Origin of the sequence: Bradyrhizobium elkanii WSM2783 (genome assembly GCF_000472865.1) — a bacterium.
GTDB lineage: Bacteria > Pseudomonadota > Alphaproteobacteria > Rhizobiales > Xanthobacteraceae > Bradyrhizobium > Bradyrhizobium elkanii_A.
The window spans coordinates 23,355-44,704 of sequence record NZ_AXAP01000027.1 but is presented as its reverse complement, the minus strand read 5'-3'; the positions used below and the strand labels follow the sequence as shown (position 1 = coordinate 44,704).

Genomic DNA, 21,350 nt, shown 5'->3' with positions numbered 1-21,350 from the left:
GCTTGGATGTCGGCGGGCTAGAAACCGCTGCCGGACAGGAATTCGCGGCGGACGGTGCGCACGATGATCATGACGTCCATGCGCAAGGACCAGCGCTCGATGTAGTCGAGGTCGTAGTCGATCCGCGAGATCGCGCGGCCGGCCTCAACCGTACTTCCGCGGCAGCCGCTCACCTGCGCAAGGCCGGTGATCCCGGGCCGAGCGCTGTGGCGCTGGAAGTAATACGGCACGAGGTCCTCATAAGGCAGCTCAGCGGCCAGCATGCCCGGGACATGCGGGCGCGGGCCGACCAGCGACATGTCGCCCTTGATGACATTGATCAATTGCGGGATTTCATCGAGGCTCGTCTTGCGCAGGATCCTGCCGATCGGGGTGACTCGGGAATCGCCCTGCACGGTCTGCTTGACGCCGCGCACGTCGCCGGCGTCGGTCCGCATCGAGCGGAACTTGTAGATCTTGAAGCGCCGGTTTCGATAGCCGTACCGGTATTGGTGAAACAACACTGGTCCTCGCGACGTCAGCTTGATGCCGATGGCGATCGCGATCAAGAGCGGCGCGAAGAACAACAGCGCTGCGCTTGCAACCACGATATCGAAGATGCGCTTTGAGATGGAAGAACCCGGCTCAGTCCGCACCGCGCCGCGCGGGCGCTTTGCTCGATAGGGGCTATATGAATTGCTGCCGGCATATTCGACCGGCCGCATCGAGATGGTGCTCCGCTTGTTGCGGAGCGACCTGATACTGTCCTGGTCGAAGTTGGCTGTGACGATGGCGGCCATTTGCTCTCGCTCTCTCTGTTGAACCCAAAGAGGTCACAAGCGCGACGACGCAGACCGTCACTGCCCGTCTCGCGGGCACCTTCGCAATTGCGAATTTTCCTGCGTAGCAGAGACGCGTCTCGATCGCGCGGCGGTATAACTCTACGAACTCTTTGAGCGAAATGGGGCAGCAAAACGAAAATGTTGCGCGCCGTTTTGCATCGCGGCATCGTGAGCTTTGTGCGATGCAAAGAATCCGTTTTGTTCGGAAGCGCTTAGGTTGAAGTGCACGCGAAATGCGCTGCGTGTGTTTCGATGCAGCCATGCATTAACGCAAACCTGGAACCACGCGCGAATCGGATTCGATTCAGAAATGGCCACGCAACGGCTATATCAAGCACTTAATCTGTGCGATCATTTTTGAAGGATTTCTTTCACTGCATACTAAAGCGCCACTCGTACTCTCCCCGACGCGATCATTTCAATTGATGGTCTTCTCGATGATTGCGGGACATCAACACGCGAAAACTGCCTTAACGAAGAAGCCGCTTGTCTCGGAAAGATTTTCCAGGGAGGCGCCAATGATCGCGGCGCGTTTGGATCGCCCTGAACCAAAACGACTCGATCCTGCGGGGCGTAAATTGAGGAACCGCATCATCCTGACGAACATGCTTGCCTGGATCGTGATCATTCTGCTCATCCGAATGATCTTCTTCTAGACTTTATACAGGCAAGCGAAACGGGAACAGGTGCCGCTGCGGCGGGGCCGCCGATTGACCTCATGACGGTTCCATGATCGAAGCAACCGATGATGCGGCCGCCAGTTGCATATCCTCACTACGTTGCACCTTCGGCTCCCGCAGACACGCGCATCTACGCGGTCGGCGACATTCACGGACGCGCCGACCTGCTCGCCGAGACCATTGCGCGTATCGACGACGACATAGCCCGGCGGCCGATCCGCTACGCGCTCGAGATCTATCTCGGTGACTATATCGACCGCGGCCCCGATTCCAAGACCGTGCTCGATCTGTTGGCAGTTCGCCTCGTCAGGAATCACGCAGTTTGCCTGCGCGGTAATCATGAAGAGCTGTTGCAACACTTTCTTGACGATCCGGCGGCGTTCGCGCAGTGGCGGCGGCTCGGCGGCTTGCAGACGCTCGCCTCCTATGGCGTGTTTCCGCGCGACATGCCCGTCTCCGAAGTCAACCTGCAGCGCCGTTTTCTCAACGTCTTCCCACGCACGCATGTCCTGTTCCTGCAATGCCTGCGCGACAGCTTTATCTGTGGTGACTTCTTCTTTGCCCATGCCGGGGTGCGCCCCAGCGTTCCGGTCGAGCAACAGCATCCGGAGGATCTACTTTGGATCCGCCAGGAGTTTCTCAGTTCGGATGAAGATCACGGCAAATATGTCGTGCACGGCCACACCCCGGTTCCCCATCCCGACATCAGGCATAACCGCATCAATATCGACACCGGCGCGTGGAGAAGCGGGACGCTGACCTGCATCGCCATCGAAGGAACAGCGATTCTGGTCCTGTGACAGACGATGGCGCCATTAACGCTGCGCGACCATGGAACCGCATGGAGCTGTCGCGGAACCACTACCCACATTTTTTCGCCTTGTTTGCTCACTTATGCTCCGCGCCGTTACTGACGGGACTTTCGTGGGGATGCAGTCATGCAGCAACAATCAATCCGTGTCGCCCGCGCGGCGCCACGCAATATTCTATTTGCGTTCGTTTTGGCGAGTATCGCGGGTTTTGCAACTTGCGCGTCGGCTCAAACGCAAACCGGCTCGCATGCGTTCTCGACAGGGACCTACGTGCTCGGCCCGAACGACAGAGTGCGTGTGAAGGTATATGGAGAGCCCGACATCACGGGCGAGTATGAAATCGACGCGAGTGGTCAGGTCTCGATTCCACTTGCAGGACGCATGAGGGCGTCCGGCATGACGACCAAGCAGTTGGAACGCGCGATCACATCCGCGCTATCGAAGGACATCGTGCGTGATCCGAAGGTGAACGTCGAGATCGTCGCGTACAGACCTTATTACATCCTCGGCGAGGTCAAGAAGGCCGGCGAGTATCCGTACCGCCTTGGTCTGACGGTGATGGATGCGGTCGCCAGTGCCGGCGGATTCACCTATCGCGCCAACGAGGGCAAGGTCTATCTGCGCCGATCGGGCAGTCCAGCGGAGGAGATCTACGCGCTCGATGCACCGATCCTGGTGTTCCCTGGCGACAACATCCGGGTTCCCGAGCGCTACTTCTGAGTGGCTCGTTCGACGGAGCAATCTCGCTCGCAAATCACGCGCGTAAACATTTACGTCATGCGCGCTGCCATAGTGTCGTCGATTTGCGATGAGTATTATTTTGCAATGCAGAAAACTTTTTCCCGCGACGCACGTTAATGCGCGGGAAGATGTTCTCTGATCAAACCAGCAATGCTCCGTCGTGCGCGCGTAACAAGTGCAAAGGGCTGCCATGTCAATGCGCAGTCCGCGGTGAATTTGTGAGCACGGGCAGCCGGGCCTCAGAACTTCACCGCTCCAGAGTTCCCGCAAGGGATGGATTATGGGACGCACGACTGCATTTGGCTGGTTGAACGCGATTGGAACGAGTGGGTGGCGAGCCCGTTCGCTCGTCGCGTTCGGTCGCCGCGGACTGACGATCGTACCCGCGCCGGTGACTGCGATTGTGCTTGGACTCGGATCACCGGCGGAAGCACAGGTGCTCCCCTGGCCAAATGAGGAGGTGGCGCCGCCATGGAATGCGCAACAAATCTTCGAGCCATCCCCGCTACCCAAGCTGACCGATCCTGACACCCGTGAAGACATACCGCCGGAGGACACGCCCGTGAAAGGCCGCCTACAGCCTGGCTATGAGCCAGTGGGCATTCGTTCGGGCTCGTGGATGTTCAATCCGTCGCTGATCACCGGCGGGTTCTTCGACAGCAACGTGTTCGCGTCGAACACCGACATCCGCAGTGACGTTGCGGCGGTAGTCGAGCCGCAGTTGCGCGCCCATAGCCTATGGGAGCGGCACGGTCTCGACCTTAAGCTCGATGTCCAGGAGACGGTCTACAAGCAGAACTCCAGCCTCAACCAGACCAATGCCAGCCTGAAGGGCAATGGCTGGATCGACATTGCTCATGACATGGCGCTGCTGGGCAGCTTCCAGATCGCGCATCTCAACGAGGGCGTCGGCTCGCTGAGTTCGCCCGCCAACGCCATCGCGCCGACACCTTATAACTGGTACTCAGGCGATTTGACCTTCCGCAAGGAATTCAACCGGCTGACCACCTCCGTCGGATTCAGCACCGATTCCTACGACTACGGCTCGACCGTCTCGCAGGACGGCAGGACCATCAACCAGGATGCCCGCGACGGACAGATCTACTCGCTCCATAGCCGGATCGATTATGCGTTTTCCGAGACCCTTGGCTGGTTCGGCAGCGCCGAGGGCAATGTGCGCGACCTCCGCGGCCAGCCTCTCCAGCCGCTGAGCTCCCAGGGCTATCGTGCGCTCACCGGCGTCACCCTCGGACTGGCGCGCCTGATCACCGGCGAAATCGGCTTCGGCTATGTGCAGCAACAGTTCGTCGATCCGACTATCGGCACGATCGCAGGCCCGACCTATCGCGCCAGGCTGACCTGGAGCCCGACGCGGATGATCGACGTTCACTTCAACGCCGAGCAGATCGTCACGGAGACTTCCGTCACGAGTGCGAGCGGCGTGCTCGCCAACGCCGTGCAGTTCGGGCTGGACTATGAGTTCCGTCGCAACGTCATCGTTTCGTTCTACGGCGCCTATGAGATCGACCGCTTCTTCGGGCAGCCGCGCAAGGATCAGGTCACCACGTCCGATGCCCGCGTCAAATATCTGCTGAATCGTTTCGCCGCGATCGCGGTCTACTACCGCTTCACGTCGCGCGAAAGCAACATTCCGACTTTCAGCTACGACAAACATCTGGTGGGATTGAATGTTACAACGCAGTTCTGAGCACCTGCATCGCCCTCCGGAAGAGAGGACGGAACCTGCCGCAAGTCGCTGGCAGGCTCCGACCGTCGATCTGCGCGAGATGGCGCGTATCCTGCGCCGCCGCTACAAGCTTGCCATCCTGCCCGCTGTCGTGCTGGTCGCGCTCGGGCTGACCTACTGCCTGCTGGCCACGACTTTATATACGGCAACCGCGACCGTGCTGGTCGATCCACGCCGAGCCGCCGCTGTCGAGACCAACAGCCAGACCGCGCTTTCGAACTATGGCACCGATGATGCAACCATCGAAAGCCAGTCATTGCTGATCCAGTCGATCGCGATCCTGGACCGTGTGGTCCGCAGGCTGAAGCTGACGGAAGATCCGGAATTCATCCCGACACCAGGCCTCCTCGATCCGATCAAGCGGCTGTTCGCCTCGGCTGCGCCCGAAGGCGCGGCGGATCCGCAAGACGCGGCGCGCGCGCGTTCGATCGAAATCCTGCAGAAGCGCATGAAGGTGACTCGGCAAGGCACGACCTTCCTGGTCGATATCAATGTCAGCTCGGAATCGCCGTCGAAGGCCGCTATTATCGCCAACGCGGTCGCGGACGCCTATTTCGAGGATCAGGTCCGCGCCAAGAATGACGCGACCCGCATCGCGGCTAACTGGCTCGGCGGCCAGATCAACGATCTCAAGTCGAGGGTCGTCGCCTCCGAGAAGGCGGTTGAGGATTTCCGATCCGCCAACAATCTGACGGTGTCGCAGGGCGTGACCGTCAACGACCAGCAGATCACCGACCTCAACAACAAGCTGATCGCCGCGCGGGTGCAGACCGCGGAGGCGCGCGCCAAATACGACCAGGTGCAGCAGATCGCCAAATCCGGTGGCGACCCCGGCGGCATCAATGCGGCGATTTCGTCGGATATGATCACGAAGTTGCGGACGCAATATGCCGATATTGCCAAGAACGAGGCCGATCTCTCCAGCAAATACGGCGCGCGGCATCCGCTCGTCACCAATGTGCGCGCGCAGCTCAAGGACACCCAGCGGCTGATCAACGAGGAAATCAAGCGGATCCTCGAGAGCACCAAGCACGATTACGACGTGGCGCTCTCCCGCGAAAACTCGCTGAGCCAGAGCCTGGAGCAGTTGCAGAACGTATCCAATACCTCGAGCCAGGCCCAGGTACGGCTGCATGAGTTGCAGCGCGAGGCCGAAGCCAACCGCACTCTCTATGAATCCTATCTGGCGCGCTCGAAGGAAGCGACGTCGCAGGAAAGCCTCGAATTGCCGGATTCGCGGGTGGTGACCAAAGCCAGCGTTCCGATCCGCCCCTCCTCGCCGAAGACCATGCTGATCCTGGGCCTTGCCGGGATGCTCGGCCTCGGCTTGGGAACCGTGCTCGCCTTCGGGGCCGACTATCTCGACGGCCGCATCAAGACGCTGGAGCAGGCGGAGTCGATATCGGGCGTGCCGGCGCTCGCCGCGGTGCCGTTGATCGGCACAAGGGAGCTTGCAGGATTGGCGCGGCGGCGCGGACGGGGCGAACTCGAAAATCACGATCCGAGAACGGTCAAGCTGTTGCCGGCCGCCTTGCAACCGCCTTTGATGCGCTATGCGATCGACGAGCCCGCCACATTCTTCGCGGAAGCGATTCGCTCGGTTCGCCTGGCGCTGCAACGGACGATGCGGCTGCAGCCAGTCAGGGTCGTGCTCGTCACCTCGGCCCTGGACAGCGAAGGCAAGACCACGCTTGCCGGCAATCTGGCGCAGTCGCTGGCGACGTTGGGTATCCGGACGCTTCTGATCGACGGCGATCTCCGCAACCCGCAACTCACCCGCTCGCTCTGCCCGCGCGCCGACATCGGATTGTTGGACGTGGCCCTGGGACGCGCGGCTATCGACCAGGCGATCCTGACCGACGAAAGCACCGGACTGTCCGTGCTGCCGTCGACCGCGGTCAAGCAGGCCGAGATCATTACCGAACTGATGTTCTCCGACCGCATCGTCGATGTGCTCGATCACTTACGTCATCGCTACGAATTGATCATCGTCGACTCGCCGCCGCTGGTGCCGCTGGTTGACGGCCGGGCGCTGGCCGAGCTTGCGGACCGCATCATCCTGGCGCTGGCCTGGGATCAGACCCCGCGCGAGGTCCTGGCCCACACCATCGACCTGCTCTCGCCGGTCTCCGATCGCATTCTCGGCACCGTTCTCACGCGCGTCGACCTCAGTCGCCTGCAGTTCTACGACTACTACCGCAGTTCCGCCTATCTCAAACCATACGGAACCGCGAGCCTCAGCCCCGGAGCGGCGCGGTGAACACGCGCGGCTTTGCCAGCCAACCTCTAAGTCTGCCCGGCGCGGCGTCGCACACGCCGTCCGGAGCACGGACGCATGGGATGACATTCGACACCTTTGTCGAGTGGCTGGCGACGGGCTTTCTTGTGCTCGCAGTCGTCGCGATGTTCATGCTCTCGGCGGGCATGCTCACCAACGTGAAGATCCACTATCTGACGGCGGGCGGCAATTTTTACGAGAAGCTGCATCCGACGACGTACTTCACCTTCCTCGCCTTTTTCCTGCTGCTGATGCGCAGCCGCGGGCCGATCGGCGAGATCGACCGGATGTTCTCGCAGTCGAAGCTCCTCTTGTTCTATCTGCTCTGCTGGCTGTTCCTGCTGGTGCAGATGTTCGTGCTGGAACGGCCGTTCACGGTGATCTTCGATACGTTCTTGACGCCGGTCGTGTTGTGTCTTGCGATCTGGCAGCTCTCGCCGTCGCAACGACGGCCGCTCGCCTGGGCGATCCATGTCACGATTCTCGTGAATATCGTGGTCGGCTATTATGAGTATTTCTCAGGTCACCGCCTGATTCCGCTGACAATGGGCGACATCGTCGTCCTCGGCGAATGGCGCTCCTCGGCGTTTCTCGGCCACCCCCTTACAGCATCGGGCGTGGTCGCCGGCTATGTGCTGGCGCTGCTGCTGCGGCCGGCGCTCTGCCCTCCGATTCTGATACGAGTGCCGCTGATCGCCTTCAGCCTGGCCTCGCTGATGGCGTTCGGCGGCCGGACCGCGCTGGTGACCGTGCTGATCGTGATGGGACTGCTTGTCGGGATCGAGATGCTCCACATGCTGCGGGGCAAGCGCATCCCGCTCTCGGCCGCGATCCTCGCCATCTGCCTGCTGTTCGCAGCGGGCGCAGTCGGATTTGCCGCGCTCGATCTCGGCATCTTCGACAAGATGCTCCTGCGCTTCTCCTCCGACAAGGGCAGCACGCTAGCACGCTATGCCACCTTTCACCTCCTGTCGTATTTCGACTGGCAAGAATTGCTGCTCGGCCCCAATCCGGTCCGGGTGACTTCACTGCAGAGCCAGCTCGGCCTCGACTATGGTATCGAGAATTTCTGGATCTCCTGCATCGCGCAGTTCGGCGTCATCCACACTGTTGCGCTGACGATTGGGCTCGCTTGCCTCTTCACCGAGATCATCCGACGCGCCGACCGCGGCGTCTGGGCGATGCTGCTGCTGATGTTGACGATCGCTGCGAGCTCGGTGAGCTTCTCGTCCAAGAATATCCAGCTTGCACAGTTCATCGTCCTGATCACCGTGCTGCTGCCGCGCGACGAATATCGGCGGACAGCCCCTCCGCCTCCCGTCGCTCAGCGCCGTTACCGGCCTGTTCCCGCGTAAATCCGGCGTCAGGACATCGTATGGACATTTACGTCGACAACACCCATCTCGGACGTCACGTCACCGGACTCGAGCGCATTACGCTCGAACTGTTTTCCGCGTCCGCGCTCGCTCCGCTCAATGTGGTGCCGGTCACCGCGCGCGGCACGCGCCAGATGGTGACGACCCAGACCTTTGGCTTGCCGATGCGGCTTGCGACCTCGTCGGCGATACTGCTGTGCCCCGGTTTTCCGCCGAGCCCGCTATTGCTGCCGTTCGCCTCGCGCGTGCTGCCCTACATCCACGATGATTTCCTGGTGACCAGGCCCGCCGAACTGAACGCACGTGCCCGGCTCTATATGGCGCGTCCCTTCAAGCTGGCGCTGCGGCACTATCCGCGCTTCCTTGCCAACTCCAACGATACAAGGCGCCGGATCGCCGCCTATACCCGACCCGATGCCGAGATCACGCTGTACCGTCCCTCCGTGCGCAACGTGTTCGGATTACAGTCGGAGCAGCGCGCCGGCCGCGCGACTGCGCCGCGACCGCTGCGGCTGGTCGCCCTCGGCACCGTCGAGCCGCGCAAGAATTTCAAGGCGGCGGCCGCGCTCGTTGCGGCACTGCGCGGAAGAGGTTTTGCCGACGCCACGCTGGATATCGTCGGCCGGCGCGGCTGGGGCGACGACTGGCAGGCGCTGGAAGCCATGTCGGGCGTTACGCTGCACGATTATCAACCGACCGAGCGCGTCAGGGAATTGCTTGATGCGGCCGACCTGTTCGTCTGCACCTCGCATGACGAAGGGCTCGGCCTGCCCTTGCTCGAAGCGCAATATGCCGGGCTGCCGATTGCAGCACCCGATGCGCCGATCTTCCGTGAGGTGCTCGACGCCTCCGGCATCTTCATCAATCCCGCCGAGCCCACCGCCGCCGCGGCGCAGATTGCAGCTGCGCTGTCGATCCAGAATTGGCGCACGCGCTATGTCGCGCTCGCCGAGCAGAATCTTGCTCGCTGGAACGCGCTTGCCCATGGCGACCGCGAGGCGGTGATCGACCTGATCTCGCGCCTTGCTGCCCACCCCCTCTCCTCTCGCCAGTTCAACCCGAAGCGGATCTAAACGTTTGCACAAGACCACCAACGCGATGCGGCACCTCGACAGCCTGCGGATCATCGCCGCTTGCGCCGTGGTGATTTTGCACTATTCCGATTATTTCAAGGAGCTGCCGACTGGGCGCATCATCATTGCCCATGTCTGGCATTTCAACCTGTTCGTCGACCTGTTTTTCGTGGTTTCCGGCTTCGTCATCGCGCGTCAATATCATGACGACGTCGGCGACGGCCCCGCCATCGGACGCTTCCTCTGGCGGCGCATCGCCCGCATCTATCCACTGCATCTCGCCACGCTGACATTCTATATTGGCATTGCTTTCGCGCTTTCGCTTGGCATCGCGCACACGGACAATCCCGGGCGCTATTCGTTCTCCGATCTGCCGGCGCAATTCCTGTTGCTGCATGCTTTCGTCGGTGAACGGTTGACGTTCAACTTCCCGAGCTGGTCATTGTCGGCGGAAATGTTCTGCTATCTGCTGTTTCCGCTGATCGTTGCGCTCACTTTGCAGCGCAAAGTACTGATCATCGCGCTCGTAGCGTTGTCTGCGCTTGCTAACAGCATTTGGGCAGCGACCATGGATACCCTGCCATGGTCCGAGTGGATCAACTTGGGCGGAGCCTTCCGCGCGGTTCCCGCGTTCAGCCTCGGCATTGCCTGTTCCCTCTACCGCGACCAGATCGCGCGCTGGCCCGCAACGCGCGGCGCCCTGATTTCGACGCTTGTTGCGTTCATCTTGTTCGGATCGTGGCTGACGCCAATGGCTGCGCTGGTTGCGGTCTACGTGATCGCCGTACTCGCGATCCAACTCGACTGCAGCGGCCGCGATACGTTGCTATCGATGCTCAAGCTCGATCGCTTCGCGCCACTGACTTATTCCAGCTATATGCTGCACATGCCTATCGCAACCGTCATCATCACCTTGGATTCGCGTCTGATGCTTTTCGCCTCTCCCGATGCCAAGCTGATCCTGGCGCCCGTGTCGATCATCATCCTTGGCATCGTGAGTGTGCTGTCCTACCGATACTTCGAGACGCCGTCACGGCGCTACCTGACCGACCTCTACGACCGCCGCTTCGTCAAGCCGGTGGCGGCACCGATCTCCCATCGGGAGATCGCGTGATGACGCTCGCGGCGTCGGCACAGGCAGACATCGTTCACGCCCGCACGGATGCGCGGGCGACGAGCCGCGACGCCGTGATCGATACCATGCGGGGCGTTGCCATCCTGATGGTGATCGGGATCCATTCCCTGCCGCAGCCGCTCGATCTTGCATGGACCAAGGCGATCGATGCCGCGCTGCGGCCCTGCGTACCCATCTTCCTGTTCGCGTCCGGTTACCTGACCGCGCGCGCCGGACGTGTGCCATTGTTCAAGCGGCTGAAGGCGGCGGTGATCCCCTATACGATCGCCTTCGTCGCCGCCTATCTCTACATGGCCCTGCACAATCCCGCGATGGATCATCGCGTAACCACGACATTGGCGCGGTTCGCACTCGCTTATGTCTTCGTGTACTACTACGTGTTCGTCTATGTCGGCTGCACCGTCGTGCTGTGGCTGATCTATGCTGCCGCCGGAACGGACCGGCAGAACACGGAGCAGCGGATGACAATCCTGCTCGCCCTTGCGATCGGTTTCGGGCTTGTCGCCGGAAGCTACCTCGATCCCCTGCTGTTCCATCTCGGCTTTGCCGAATCGTTCGTCGATGAAGCCCGGATGCGCGATATCCCCTTCTGGTTTTCGTTCATGGCTGTCGGCGCGCTGACGGCAACGTTCGCCGGCATGGCCGCGCGGAGCATGCGCGCGATCGTTGTCGGCGCCATGCTGTTTGCCTATTTGCTGTATCTGTCCGTGCGCCTGTCCGGAATCGGCGATGCAGCAGTCTACGACTCGACGGCGTTCTTCCTCTACGCGGCGCTGTTCAGCCTTGCGCTGCTGGTGTTGCAGCCGAGCGCAGCCTGGCTTGCGGGCCTCGGCTCGGGCAGCTATTTCATCTATCTCTGGCACATCTTCATGGTGATGTTGCTGCGTGACCACGCCGGATTGCGCCAGTTCGGCCCCGCCGTCAGCTTTGCGATCACTTTCGGACTGACAGCACTGGTCAGCATCGCTGCGCTAGGCGCGGTCAGGCAGTTCTCCTCCGCGCGCGTTGCCCGCTGGCTGGGAGCATAACGATGCTGCTGCGCCATACCCTGCTCTACCTCCCTGCGCAGTTCGTCGGGCCGCTGTTCCAGTTGATCGCGATGATCGTATGGACCCATGTGGTCAACGATCACACGCTCGGCATCATCACGCTGGTCACCGCCACACACGAATTCCTGCAGATCGCGTTCCTGGCCTGGTGGTCGCAATACGCACTGCGCTTCTCCGGCCGCTACAAGGATGGCGACGCGCCGCGCTTCTACCGCACCGAAAATGCGGTGCTGCTGGCGTCGGTCCTGCTGCAGAGCATTGTCATCGTCGTCGTGCTGCGCCTCGTCATTTCACCCGACGCGCATTTCGGCATGCTGCTTGCGGCCATCGCCTACGTGGTGACCCGTTCGCTGAACCTCTATATCGGCGAGCGCGCCCGCGCCCAGCAGCAGATCTGGGTCTACACGATCCAGCAGGTGGTCGGCCCCGCATTCGGCTTTGCCGTGGGCCTCGTGATGATCAAGCTGTTCGGCCAATCCGCCGAATGGCCGCTGGCCGGATACGCCGTCGCGCAACTCGCGGCTGCGCTGCTGGTGCTGCCGAAGATCGCCTACGGCCGCCGCCTGTGGCCGATCGATCGCGAGATCGTGGTGCACGCATTGCATTACGGCGTTCCCCTGATCATCGGTGGCGGGCTCGGCTGGGTCGGCCTCAATGCCTCGCGCTTCATCATCAACGAGATGCAGGGTGTGGCCGCCGCCGGCCTGTTCGCCGTCGGTTACGGACTGGGACAACGCGCCGCCGCGGTCGCCGCCATGCTGGTGACGGCCGCCGCCTTTCCGCTCGCAGTCAAGAGCATGGAGCAAAGCGGCAGCAAGGCGGCAATGCGGCAGCTTGCCGATAACACCGCGCTGCTCGTTGCGATTCTCGCGCCGAGCCTGACCGGCATCTTCATGCTGCGGCTCGAGATCGTACACCTTCTGATCGCGGTGCCGTTCCAGCAGGCAACGCTGAGCGTGCTGCCGCTCGCGACACTCGCCGGCGCGATCCGCAACCTTCGCGCCCATTTCGGCGACCAGGTCTTCCTGCTGCATAACCGCACGCGCTGGATGATGGCGATCTCCGCCATCGACGCCACGATGACGGTGATCCTCAGCGTGGTGTGCCTGCGCTACTGGGGACTTGCCGGCGCGGCAGGCGCCACGGTTCTCGCTGCGACTGCGGCAGCCGCCACGAGCTTCAGCATCGGCTTCTCGCTGTTCGGGTTGACGCTGCCGTTTGCGCACCTGGCGCGCATTGCCGTTGCGACCGTCGCGATGGCGGCGCTGCTCCGCGAGTTCCCGGAAGCGCGAAATGCGATCATGCTCGCGGCACATATCGCAGCCGGGGCGGCGGTCTATCTGACAATGCTGGCGCTGCTGTACGCACCGTCACTCCTGAAGATGCTGCGGGCACGCCCGCAACATTCCGGAGCATGACGATTCTGTTACGCTTTCTTCGCATTCTCGAACGCGCGCGCGATCGCAAACCACAGCGGCTTTCGCTGCATCGATGAATCATAAGGTAGTGGCCGCGGCAGGCGTTGCGCCAGCGGATCCTTCTTCTTGGCAGCATCCGTGTAGAAGGAATAATTGTCCGCCAACTCCCAGGCGATCACCATCTTGACCGCCGGCACCCGCAACGCGTTGTTGAGGAATTTCTCCGCAGTCTCGGCGATCATCGCGTCGCGGGTGGCGATATCGTCCGGGAACGTGTCGTCGCGCACATCGAATTCGGTGATATAGATGTCCACGCCGCGTGATGCGAGTTCATGCAGGAACTCGACGAACCGTCCCGGATCATGCGGATAGCGCGGCTGCAGGTGACCCTGCAAGCCGACGGCCGCGAGCGGCACGCCAGCCTGCTTCAATTCATCGACAAGACGCAGCAATCCGCTGCGCACGATGTGCCCCACCTCGTCATCGCGCTCGGTCTGCGCCTCGTTAAGAACAAACTTGGTTTTCTTGTCGACCATGGCCGCGCGTTCGTAAGCACGGCGGATGTAGCCGGTTCCGCCGAAAGCGTCATACCACGGCCCTAATCTGTAGCCGCCGGGCGCTTTGTGGCCGGGCCAGAACGGCTCGTTGACAACATCCCATGAATGCAATTTGCCGACGTAGCGGCTGACCACTTCTTCTATATAGGAGTCGAAGAACGCCTGACGCTCCGCGTTGCTCATGCTCTTGATCCACTGCGGAACCCAATCATTCCAGATCAGGCAATGACCGCGCATCGGAATGCGATTGCTCGCACAAAATTGCAGCAGACGATCCGCGCTCTCGAAACGTTTGGGGCCAGGTTGTGGCGCGATCGTGCCCATTTTCATCGCAACGTCAGTTGTGATGATGCGCGTCTGCGTTGTGTAAAGCTCGCGATACGCGAGATCCTTGTCGATCACGGGGCCAGCGGCAGCGCCAAAGGCAAATCCATGTTGTGCAGCGATTGCACCGAGACTCTGTCCTTGCGCCGGCGCCGCAGTTGAAATTCCTGCTCGCGCAGCGACGCCTGAGGCTGCGAGAATAGCGAGTGCACTTCGTCGCGACATCTGCATGGCTGCTCTCCATCAAGTGAATGCATTCGTTGCGCTGAATCATTTTTGCACAGCGGCATCGCCATCGTTGCGACGCAATAGTTCTATTTCGTGACGCTGCTCGTCGAGGAAGAGTCTTCGAGATGCGAGTTCCCATCGCACAAGCATTGAGCATGCCGACGACTTCCATCAGCGCACCTCGGCTTCTCTCGCACCTGGAGATCGACATGCCGGAAATACAGACGCAGCCTGCGACATCCAATCTCAATGTTGATGGCATCTCCATCAACATTGGTTCACTTCCCGAAGCGGTGAACTCGATCGTATCGGCTGCGCAGCAAGGCGAAAACTTCAGCGTGTGCACGTTGAATCTCGATCATGTCGTTCAACTGCAACAGCGGCCTGACTTCCGTGCTGCCTATCGTCGTGCAAAATTTGTAACGGCGGACGGGTTCCCGATCGTCGTGCTGTCGCGTTTGCTTGGCACGCATATCGAGCGGACCACCGGCGCCGATCTCGTGGAACCGCTCTGCGAGGAAGCGCGAAAGAAGGGCCTTCCTGTGTTCCTGCTTGGGTCGAATGACGCGACATTGAAGATGACCGCGCAACGTCTGTCGGAACGGTTCCAGGGCCTGCAAGTTGTGGGATGGTATGCGCCCGGCCCCAACTTCGATCCTTATTCCGCCGAGGCCGATCATGCGATCGAACTGATCCGCGAGTCCGGTGCAAGACTCTGTTTCGTTGCGCTCGGCGCGCCCCGTCAGGAAGTATTTGCCGCGCGCTGTCTCGACGAGCTCGATGGGACTGGTGTGTTGTGCATCGGCGCGGCGCTCGATTTCATCGCCGGCACGCAGAAGCGCGCGCCGTCGGTTACCCAGAAGGCCGGACTCGAATGGGCTTGGCGCATGCTGAACAACCCAAGCCGGCTCGGACCGCGCTATGCCCGCTGCATGGCCGCCGTTCCGGGACTCGTTGCGCGCACGCTGCCCCAGATCATCAACGCACGAATCCGGAAGACCGCATGACCTCGACCGTGACACTGGCGCTGCGCGCCCGCAATGCAAGCCGCGTTCGGCCACGCTATCAGATCTGCCTGCTCCATCCGTTCGATCCGCGCGGCCAAAAGGTCGGCGGGCTCGAGACCTATATCCGCGACTTCATCACCTTCCATCCTGACAACACCGACATCCTGTTCGTCGGCGTGGATTCGATCGGTGACCTCACCCTCGGCGAAGTGCACCGGGTCACGTTCCGCGGCCGCACCTTCGATTTCCTTCCGATCCTTCGCTACAGCGATGCCCAGGCGCGTGAAGCCGCGCGCACCATTCGTTCTTCGTTGACAGGCCAGTTCTTCGTGGCGCTGCTGCGTCATTTCGGCCAGATCGCACGGCTGGTACGGACACGGCGATGCTCGATCGATTTACGTCGGGTTGAGTTCTCCTGGCTGCCGGCGATCCTGCGTCTCCCCTTCGTGCAGATGCTACATGGCGAGGGCGCGCCGAAACTGCAGATGGATTCGCTGCTCCGGAAATATTCCTTCGTGCACAATACCGGCGAGCGGTTCGCCGTGACGATGAGCGAGAAGTTCCTCTGCGTTAATCCATTCATCACCGAGCGGATGCAGAAGACGTATCCGCGCAGCAAGGACAAGATCGATACGCTGTGGACCTGGGTCAATACCGACATCTTCCAGCCGCAGCCGTTCCCGGAAAGCATGTCGCCATTCCAGATCGTGTTCGCCGGCAGGCTCGACGAATTCAAGGACCCGCCGCTGATGTTCCGCACCATCGAGCGATTGCGACAGCGGCTGAACGGCCCGATCCGCTTTCACTATATCGGCACCAGCGACCCGCATCGCTTCAGCGAGTTTGCCGCGATCGAGGACATCACCATTCGCCACGGCTTCAAGGATGCCACAGGCATGGCGAAGACGCTGGCGGAGGCGCATGCGGGCATCCTCACCTCCGAATTCGAGGGCATGCCGCGCTGCGTTCTGGAAACGCTTGCGGTCGGCCGTCCCGTTGTCGCGATGCACCTGCCGCAGCTCGAGTCCGTCATCCATGACGGCCGGAGCGGCTATCTGGTGACGCGCGATGGCAGCCGCGACGAGATGGTGGAGACTCTCGCACAGCGCTTCATCGACGTCCGCGACGCCATCGACGGCGGCAAGATCACGCCCGAGCAGGTCGCCGATGCGATCCAGGACTTCACGCCGGCCACGCAACTGGCGCGCGTGTACCGCTACCATCAGGAAATTCAGGACGCCCGCGGCTTCGCCGCCGCCACGGCCTCTTGAGGCATCGACGTGAACATCCTGCTGCTGACCAGTGAGTTTGCTCCCGCCATGGGCGGGATCGGCACCTATGCAGGGGAAATCGCCGCCGCCGCGGCCCGGCTCGGCGCGCGCGTTACCGTGGTTGCGCCGGACTACGGACAGGACAATGCAGGCCGCGATCGCACGCTGCCGTTCGAGGTGGCCCGCTTTGCCGGTGGCCTGCATTCGATGAAGGAGCTGCCGGCGAAAATGCTGCTGGCACGCAACAAGGTTCGGGAGCATCCATACGATGTGATCCATGCGGCCGATTGGCCGTTCTTCATTCCCGTCGCATTGTCGCGCTGGCAGACGCCGGCACGCGTGCTGATGACCGTGCACGGCACCGAGATCAACGAAACCCAGACACCGTTGAAGCGATTTGCAATCCGCAGCGCCGGCGTGTTCGGCCCGCGGACGGAGATCGTGGCGAACAGCCGCTACACTAGGGATCTGTTCCGAGAACGGTTTGCCGTTGACGCAGGACAAATCAGCGCGATCAGTCTCGGCGTTTCCGACTTCTGGTTCGGCGAGCGACGCGATCGTGCGGACATCCGCGCCGGCCTTGGGCTGGCGCCGGAGCGGCTGGTCATAGTCACCGTCGCGCGGATCACCCACCGCAAAGGACATCATCTGACGCTCGCGGCACTGGCGCGCCTCCCCGAGCGGTTGCGCCAGCGTATCACCTGGCTCGTGATCGGCCCGAATGGCGAGGCCGACTATGTCAACGAACTCCAGCGCTTGATCGAAACCGCGAACTGCGATGTCCGCCTGCTCGGTCCGCTGCCGAATGAAGAGATCCGCGACATCTATGGCGCGGCTGATCTGTTCTGCCTGACGGGCCTTCCGGATTCCTCCGGCCGGGTCGAGGGATTCGGGCTGGTCTATCTCGAGGCCGGTGCCGGCGGCGTGCCGAGTGTTGCGACGGCTGTCGGCGGCGTTCCCGACGCTGTGCTGCCGGATCAAAGCGGCATTCTTGTTGCGCCCGATATAGACAGCATTTCCGCGGCGATCGCCAAGTTCGCCGAGAATGACGAACTGCGTGCGAGCCTTGCCGCAGGCGCGCTGGCCCATGCACGCGCGTTGTCCTGGGAACGTTGCGCTGCCGCAACCTACGGACTGGCTCGGAACGAGCGGCCTGCGCCGCAGGCCGAGGTGGTGACGGCATGAGGCGGATCGCTGCCGCGGCGATCCTGCTTGTGCTCGCCACCGGCACGGCACACGCCGGCGCCGACAACTGCCGCCGAAGCCGCGAATACTTGTTGGGTAGCCTCGGCGGCGATCTGAAGTTGCCGCCCCAATCCTACAACGATCTGTTCAAGATCTGTATGGCGGCGAGCAGCATGACGAATGTGAAGGACGCCTATATCCTCAAGGACGGCGGTATCGCGGTCGTTCCCAAGCAGGACACCGTTCCTGCCACGGCGTCGACATTGTCGCAATTCTGCGACGCCTATCCGAGCGCGACGCTGCGCTTCCTCACCAGCAAGGAAGTGCTGACGATGAAATCCGTCGTCGACATCGTGCAGCTTTCCTCGACCTCGGCGACACCTTGCAAGAAGATCAAAGGCCTCACCTGAAGCGTCACTTCTGCGCGTCGTAGTAGCGCGGCATGGCGTGCGGATCGAGCGGACGCTCCGCCCGGCGTCCGAGGAAGAAGAAGCCACTCGCCGCATCCGATCCGGGGCGGCCGCGCGTCAACGGATCGAGCAGGCGGATCCAGAAGAACGGCAGCGCGACCAGGCGCGAGAGCTTGTCGCCGGCGCCGAGCGCACGGGCGAAATAGCGGATCGACCACACCAGCGCGACGCCTGCGCCGCCGACGCGGCCCGCGCGGATTTCCGCGAACTGCTTGAACAGCCAGCGATGGCCGCTCCGCGTGAAGCGCGAGAAATCATAGCCGCGCTCATGCACTTGTTGCATGAACGGCGTTTCGGCATAGACGAGGCCTCTGCGCCGAAGCACGCGGTGAATCTCGCTGACGACGGACGCAGGCTCAAGGACATGTTCGAGCACGGCCTGGACCCAGACGCCGTCGAACACGCCGTCCTCGAACGGCAGCCGGTGCGCGTCGGCCACCAGCAGCGTGTAGGGCGACGCGTAGACATCCGTCCCGATCAACTCGAGGGAGTCATCCGCGTAGAGTTCGTCGGCGCCGTCGCCAACCGCACCTCCGCCGATGACGAGCACGACCGGCCGCTCCGATTCCTGCTTAAGGAGCTCGATGAAGCGAGCACAGTTGGATTGCGCCACCTGATTACCACCGAAGGTGAGCTGATGGAGCCGCGAGCTGATCGAGCGGCGCGAAACGTCGCGGTGAAAGACCGAACCATTGCCGCCACCATACATTCCGCGCTCGAAGACGCTGGCGGCGAAATCGATCAGCACCGGCTGGTCCTCGACCACCGGAAACCCGCTTCTAGAGTATTCACACGTCGCGTTGGAACAGAACAGCCGCGCGTCGATCTCGCGCAGCGACGCCGCACAACGGGGACAGCGAACCGCGCGCCGCCACCAATCGGTCTGCGCCCACGTGTCCAATCGGTCGGTGACAGAGGAATCCAATGAAGCCCCTTCGTTCAAGCGATGTTCCTGGGTTCCGCCCTAGGAACTAGTTGTGATTTTTTGTTGCAGATTGCGGCACGTCGGCGACGCAACAAGCAAACGCGTGCGGGGTTGGATGGTTCTGTCTGATGGGCGCATGGACTTGCCTTCAGCAAGCCACAATATGCCTGCCGCCGGTCAGGCCACGCACCGACGCAGGCCCGCGCTTTCGAACGTGAGAATGTTTCTTCAAATTGTCAGCACGATGGCCGCGCCGATTGTTGCTACGATCTTGGTGATGGGCTCATTACGTGAAAATGGCTCACGGAACTTCTCTGCCCACAGGCCAGTTCGAGCAGCGTTCAGGTGAGCGCCTGCCTCTTCAGCGAAGTGGTGTCGGTGGACGGGGTGGATTTTGCGGAGTTAGCCGACCTTCGATTCTTCGATTGCGCGAAATCATGCATTCCCGTTTGCCACTGAAGGCCAACGATCGCGCCTTTCGTCGGCTGAAGCAGCGCGAGCGATGCGAACAGCGTAAAGGGCAGCCATATCGCGAGTTGCAGCCACGCCGGCGGCGCGTAAGCCATCTCGACGGCGAGCAAAGCCGGCACGACCACATGTCCGACCACGACGATGACGAGATAGGCGGGAAAGTCATCGGCACGCTGCGGCGTGTAGTCCTCGCCGCAGACTTCGCAGTGATCCACGACCTTCAGGAACCGGCGGAAAAGGTGGCCCTTCCCGCAATTGGGGCATCGCATGGTGAAGCCGCGCAATGCGGCTTGGGCAAGCGAAACTGGCTGTGTCATCGCTGAATTCCTTGACCTGAGGCATGTCCATACAGTACGAGAATGTATGGATACAATCAAAGACAAACAGGCCTATTGTATGGATTGGGTCCCTACACTTTCCGAATGGCAAGGCCCCCTGTTCATGCGGATCGTCGATGCGCTGGCGTCCGACATCGAGAGCGGCCGGCTTGTTCGCGGACAAAGGCTGCCGACGCACCGCGCGCTCGCCACCGAGCTCGGCATCGATCTCACCACCGTCACCCGCGCCTACGGCGAAGCGCGCCGGCGCGGCCTGCTGGACGCCAGGGTCGGTCAGGGCACGTTCGTCTCGGAGACGACGGTGCGTTCGCCGTCGCACGTTCCCGCGCAAGTCACGATCGACCTTTCGATGAATCTTCCGCCTCAACCGGTGGAAGCCAATCTGGATCTTCGCATCGCGCAGGGGTTGGAGACGATTCGCAGGGAAAGCGGCTTCGGCGCGTTCCTGACCTATTCAAGACCAGGCGGCAGCGATCTCGATCTCGAGATGGCGGCAAACTGGCTGCGCCATCGCGTGACGGATGCGGATGCTGAACGTCTCGTGATCTTTCCGGGATCGCAGGCCATCGTGTTCAATGCGCTTCTCGCCCTCACCTCGCCCGGCGACGTGGTTCTGACGGAGGCACTCACCTATCCCGGCCTGAAGACAGCCGCCGCCCGATTGGGCGTTCGCCTGATCGGCTTGCCGATGGACGAACAAGGCGCGCGGCCGGATGCGCTCAAGGATGCATGCCGCAAGTACAAGCCGAAGGCCGTCTATCTGGTGCCAACGCAGCAGAATCCGACGACCGCCACCGCAGGCCCGGCGCGCCGCAAGGCCATCGCCGAAATCATCCGCCATGCCGGGACCTTCCTGATCGAGGACGACGCCTATGGTCTGCTCGAGCCGTCAGCTTCGCCGATCGCGAACCTGATTCCCGAGCGGAGCTATTTCGCCGCCAGCACGTCGAAATGCATCGCTCCGGGACTGCGCGTCGCCTATCTGCTGGCACCCGATCCCACCGCAGCGCAGACCATGCGCAGCGGATTGCAGGCGACGATGCAGATGTCACCACCCCTGATGGTCGCGCTCCTCACCCACTGGATCCGAAACGGCATCGCCGATGAGATCATCGAGGCGGTGCGCAACGAAGCCAAGGGACGACAGCAACTGGCGGGACGTATCCTGAAGGGCATCGCTTTCGCATCCCGTCCCACCAGCCATCATCTTTGGCTGGAGATCCCGCCATCCTGGAATCGGATGGACCTGCTTTCGCATCTGCTGCGCCACGGGCTTGCCGTTGTCGGCGAAGATGCCTTCGCCGTCATTGACAAGCCGCCGCGCGGGATCCGTGTCTCCCTTGGCGCGGCGCGCAACCGCGCCGATGTCAGCCAGGCCATGCAGGTGCTCGCGGCGGCCATGAAATTGTCTGTCATGGCAACACAGATCGTCTGAGGCGCCGGC

The 21,350-nt window shown here is 61.9% G+C and carries 20 protein-coding genes; 15 read left to right on the top strand and 5 right to left on the bottom strand.

Annotated elements, in window-relative coordinates; all coding sequences use genetic code 11:
* Positions 1–17: 17 nt before the first annotated feature.
* Positions 18–779, bottom strand: a complete 762-nt coding sequence (locus YY7_RS0122825; protein WP_028165262.1) for a sugar transferase — start codon at positions 777–779, stop codon at positions 18–20.
* A gap of 560 nt (positions 780–1,339) precedes the next feature.
* On the opposite strand from YY7_RS0122825, the gene YY7_RS60530 reads away from it, so the two are divergent.
* The 10 genes from YY7_RS60530 (at position 1,340) to YY7_RS0122775 (ending at position 13,130) form a co-directional block, all read left to right on the top strand.
* Positions 1,340–1,477 (top strand): hypothetical protein, encoded by a 138-nt coding sequence (locus YY7_RS60530; RefSeq protein WP_155255278.1) that lies wholly within the window; start codon positions 1,340–1,342, stop codon positions 1,475–1,477.
* Positions 1,478–1,566: 89 nt separating this feature from the next.
* Complete coding sequence (locus YY7_RS0122815) at positions 1,567–2,301, top strand: metallophosphoesterase family protein (protein WP_028165261.1); 735 nt, start codon at positions 1,567–1,569, stop codon at positions 2,299–2,301.
* Positions 2,302–2,439: 138 nt separating this feature from the next.
* Positions 2,440–3,033 (top strand): polysaccharide biosynthesis/export family protein, encoded by a 594-nt coding sequence (locus YY7_RS0122810; protein ID WP_051396847.1) that lies wholly within the window; start codon positions 2,440–2,442, stop codon positions 3,031–3,033.
* A gap of 457 nt (positions 3,034–3,490) precedes the next feature.
* Complete coding sequence (locus YY7_RS52465) at positions 3,491–4,762, top strand: outer membrane beta-barrel protein (RefSeq protein WP_245287355.1); 1,272 nt, start codon at positions 3,491–3,493, stop codon at positions 4,760–4,762.
* Positions 4,743–7,061, top strand: coding sequence for a polysaccharide biosynthesis tyrosine autokinase (locus YY7_RS0122800; protein WP_028165259.1), 2,319 nt, complete (start codon positions 4,743–4,745; stop codon positions 7,059–7,061). The genes YY7_RS52465 and YY7_RS0122800 overlap by 20 nt, the downstream gene beginning before the upstream one ends.
* Positions 7,062–7,141: 80 nt before the next feature.
* Positions 7,142–8,434, top strand: coding sequence for a VpsF family polysaccharide biosynthesis protein (locus YY7_RS52460; RefSeq protein ID WP_051396845.1), 1,293 nt, complete (start codon positions 7,142–7,144; stop codon positions 8,432–8,434).
* Positions 8,435–8,454: 20 nt separating this feature from the next.
* Positions 8,455–9,528 (top strand): glycosyltransferase, encoded by a 1,074-nt coding sequence (locus tag YY7_RS52455; protein WP_051396844.1) that lies wholly within the window; start codon positions 8,455–8,457, stop codon positions 9,526–9,528.
* A gap of 4 nt (positions 9,529–9,532) precedes the next feature.
* The gene (locus YY7_RS0122785; protein ID WP_028165258.1) at positions 9,533–10,642 is read left to right on the top strand and encodes an acyltransferase family protein; all 1,110 of its coding nucleotides are present in this window, start codon (positions 9,533–9,535) and stop codon (positions 10,640–10,642) included.
* The gene (locus tag YY7_RS0122780) at positions 10,642–11,691 is read left to right on the top strand and encodes an acyltransferase family protein (protein ID WP_028165257.1); all 1,050 of its coding nucleotides are present in this window, start codon (positions 10,642–10,644) and stop codon (positions 11,689–11,691) included. Before YY7_RS0122785 ends, YY7_RS0122780 begins: the two co-directional genes overlap by 1 nt.
* A 2-nt stretch (positions 11,692–11,693) precedes the next feature.
* Entirely contained in the window at positions 11,694–13,130 is a 1,437-nt protein-coding gene (locus YY7_RS0122775; RefSeq protein ID WP_028165256.1) for a lipopolysaccharide biosynthesis protein, read from the top strand.
* Between the two features lie 8 nt (positions 13,131–13,138).
* Here YY7_RS0122775 and YY7_RS0122770 read toward each other — a convergent pair whose 3' ends face one another.
* Together YY7_RS0122770 and YY7_RS63320 are read right to left on the bottom strand one after the other, a co-directional pair.
* Positions 13,139–14,089 carry an endo-1,4-beta-xylanase gene (locus YY7_RS0122770; protein WP_245287359.1) on the bottom strand — a complete coding sequence of 317 codons (951 nt, stop codon included), beginning with the start codon at positions 14,087–14,089 and terminating at the stop codon, positions 13,139–13,141.
* Entirely contained in the window at positions 14,086–14,307 is a 222-nt protein-coding gene (locus tag YY7_RS63320; protein WP_245287360.1) for a hypothetical protein, read from the bottom strand. Before YY7_RS63320 ends, YY7_RS0122770 begins: the two co-directional genes overlap by 4 nt.
* Before the next feature lie 141 nt (positions 14,308–14,448).
* Here YY7_RS63320 and YY7_RS0122765 point away from each other — a divergent pair, with 141 nt between their 5' ends.
* Genes YY7_RS0122765 through YY7_RS52445 form a run of 4 tightly spaced genes read left to right on the top strand, consistent with a single transcriptional unit; the run spans position 14,449 to position 18,112 of the window.
* On the top strand, positions 14,449–15,246 hold the full coding sequence (locus YY7_RS0122765; RefSeq protein WP_028165254.1) for a WecB/TagA/CpsF family glycosyltransferase: 798 nt from the start codon (positions 14,449–14,451) through the stop codon (positions 15,244–15,246).
* Complete coding sequence (locus YY7_RS0122760) at positions 15,243–16,517, top strand: glycosyltransferase (protein WP_028165253.1); 1,275 nt, start codon at positions 15,243–15,245, stop codon at positions 16,515–16,517. The genes YY7_RS0122765 and YY7_RS0122760 overlap by 4 nt, the downstream gene beginning before the upstream one ends.
* A 9-nt stretch (positions 16,518–16,526) precedes the next feature.
* Complete coding sequence (locus YY7_RS52450; RefSeq protein WP_051396843.1) at positions 16,527–17,702, top strand: glycosyltransferase family 4 protein; 1,176 nt, start codon at positions 16,527–16,529, stop codon at positions 17,700–17,702.
* Positions 17,699–18,112 carry a hypothetical protein gene (locus YY7_RS52445; RefSeq protein ID WP_028165252.1) on the top strand — a complete coding sequence of 138 codons (414 nt, stop codon included), beginning with the start codon at positions 17,699–17,701 and terminating at the stop codon, positions 18,110–18,112. Before YY7_RS52450 ends, YY7_RS52445 begins: the two co-directional genes overlap by 4 nt.
* 4 nt (positions 18,113–18,116) lie before the next feature.
* On the opposite strand, the gene YY7_RS52440 is transcribed toward YY7_RS52445, so the two are convergent.
* Positions 18,117–19,097, bottom strand: a complete 981-nt coding sequence (locus YY7_RS52440; RefSeq protein ID WP_155255277.1) for a class I SAM-dependent methyltransferase — start codon at positions 19,095–19,097, stop codon at positions 18,117–18,119.
* Between the two features lie 341 nt (positions 19,098–19,438).
* Positions 19,439–19,885 (bottom strand): DUF983 domain-containing protein, encoded by a 447-nt coding sequence (locus tag YY7_RS52435; protein ID WP_051396842.1) that lies wholly within the window; start codon positions 19,883–19,885, stop codon positions 19,439–19,441.
* A 46-nt stretch (positions 19,886–19,931) separates the two neighbouring features.
* Here YY7_RS52435 and YY7_RS0122735 point away from each other — a divergent pair, with 46 nt between their 5' ends.
* Positions 19,932–21,341, top strand: coding sequence for a PLP-dependent aminotransferase family protein (locus YY7_RS0122735; protein WP_245287354.1), 1,410 nt, complete (start codon positions 19,932–19,934; stop codon positions 21,339–21,341).
* The last annotated feature ends 9 nt before the right edge of the window (positions 21,342–21,350 follow it).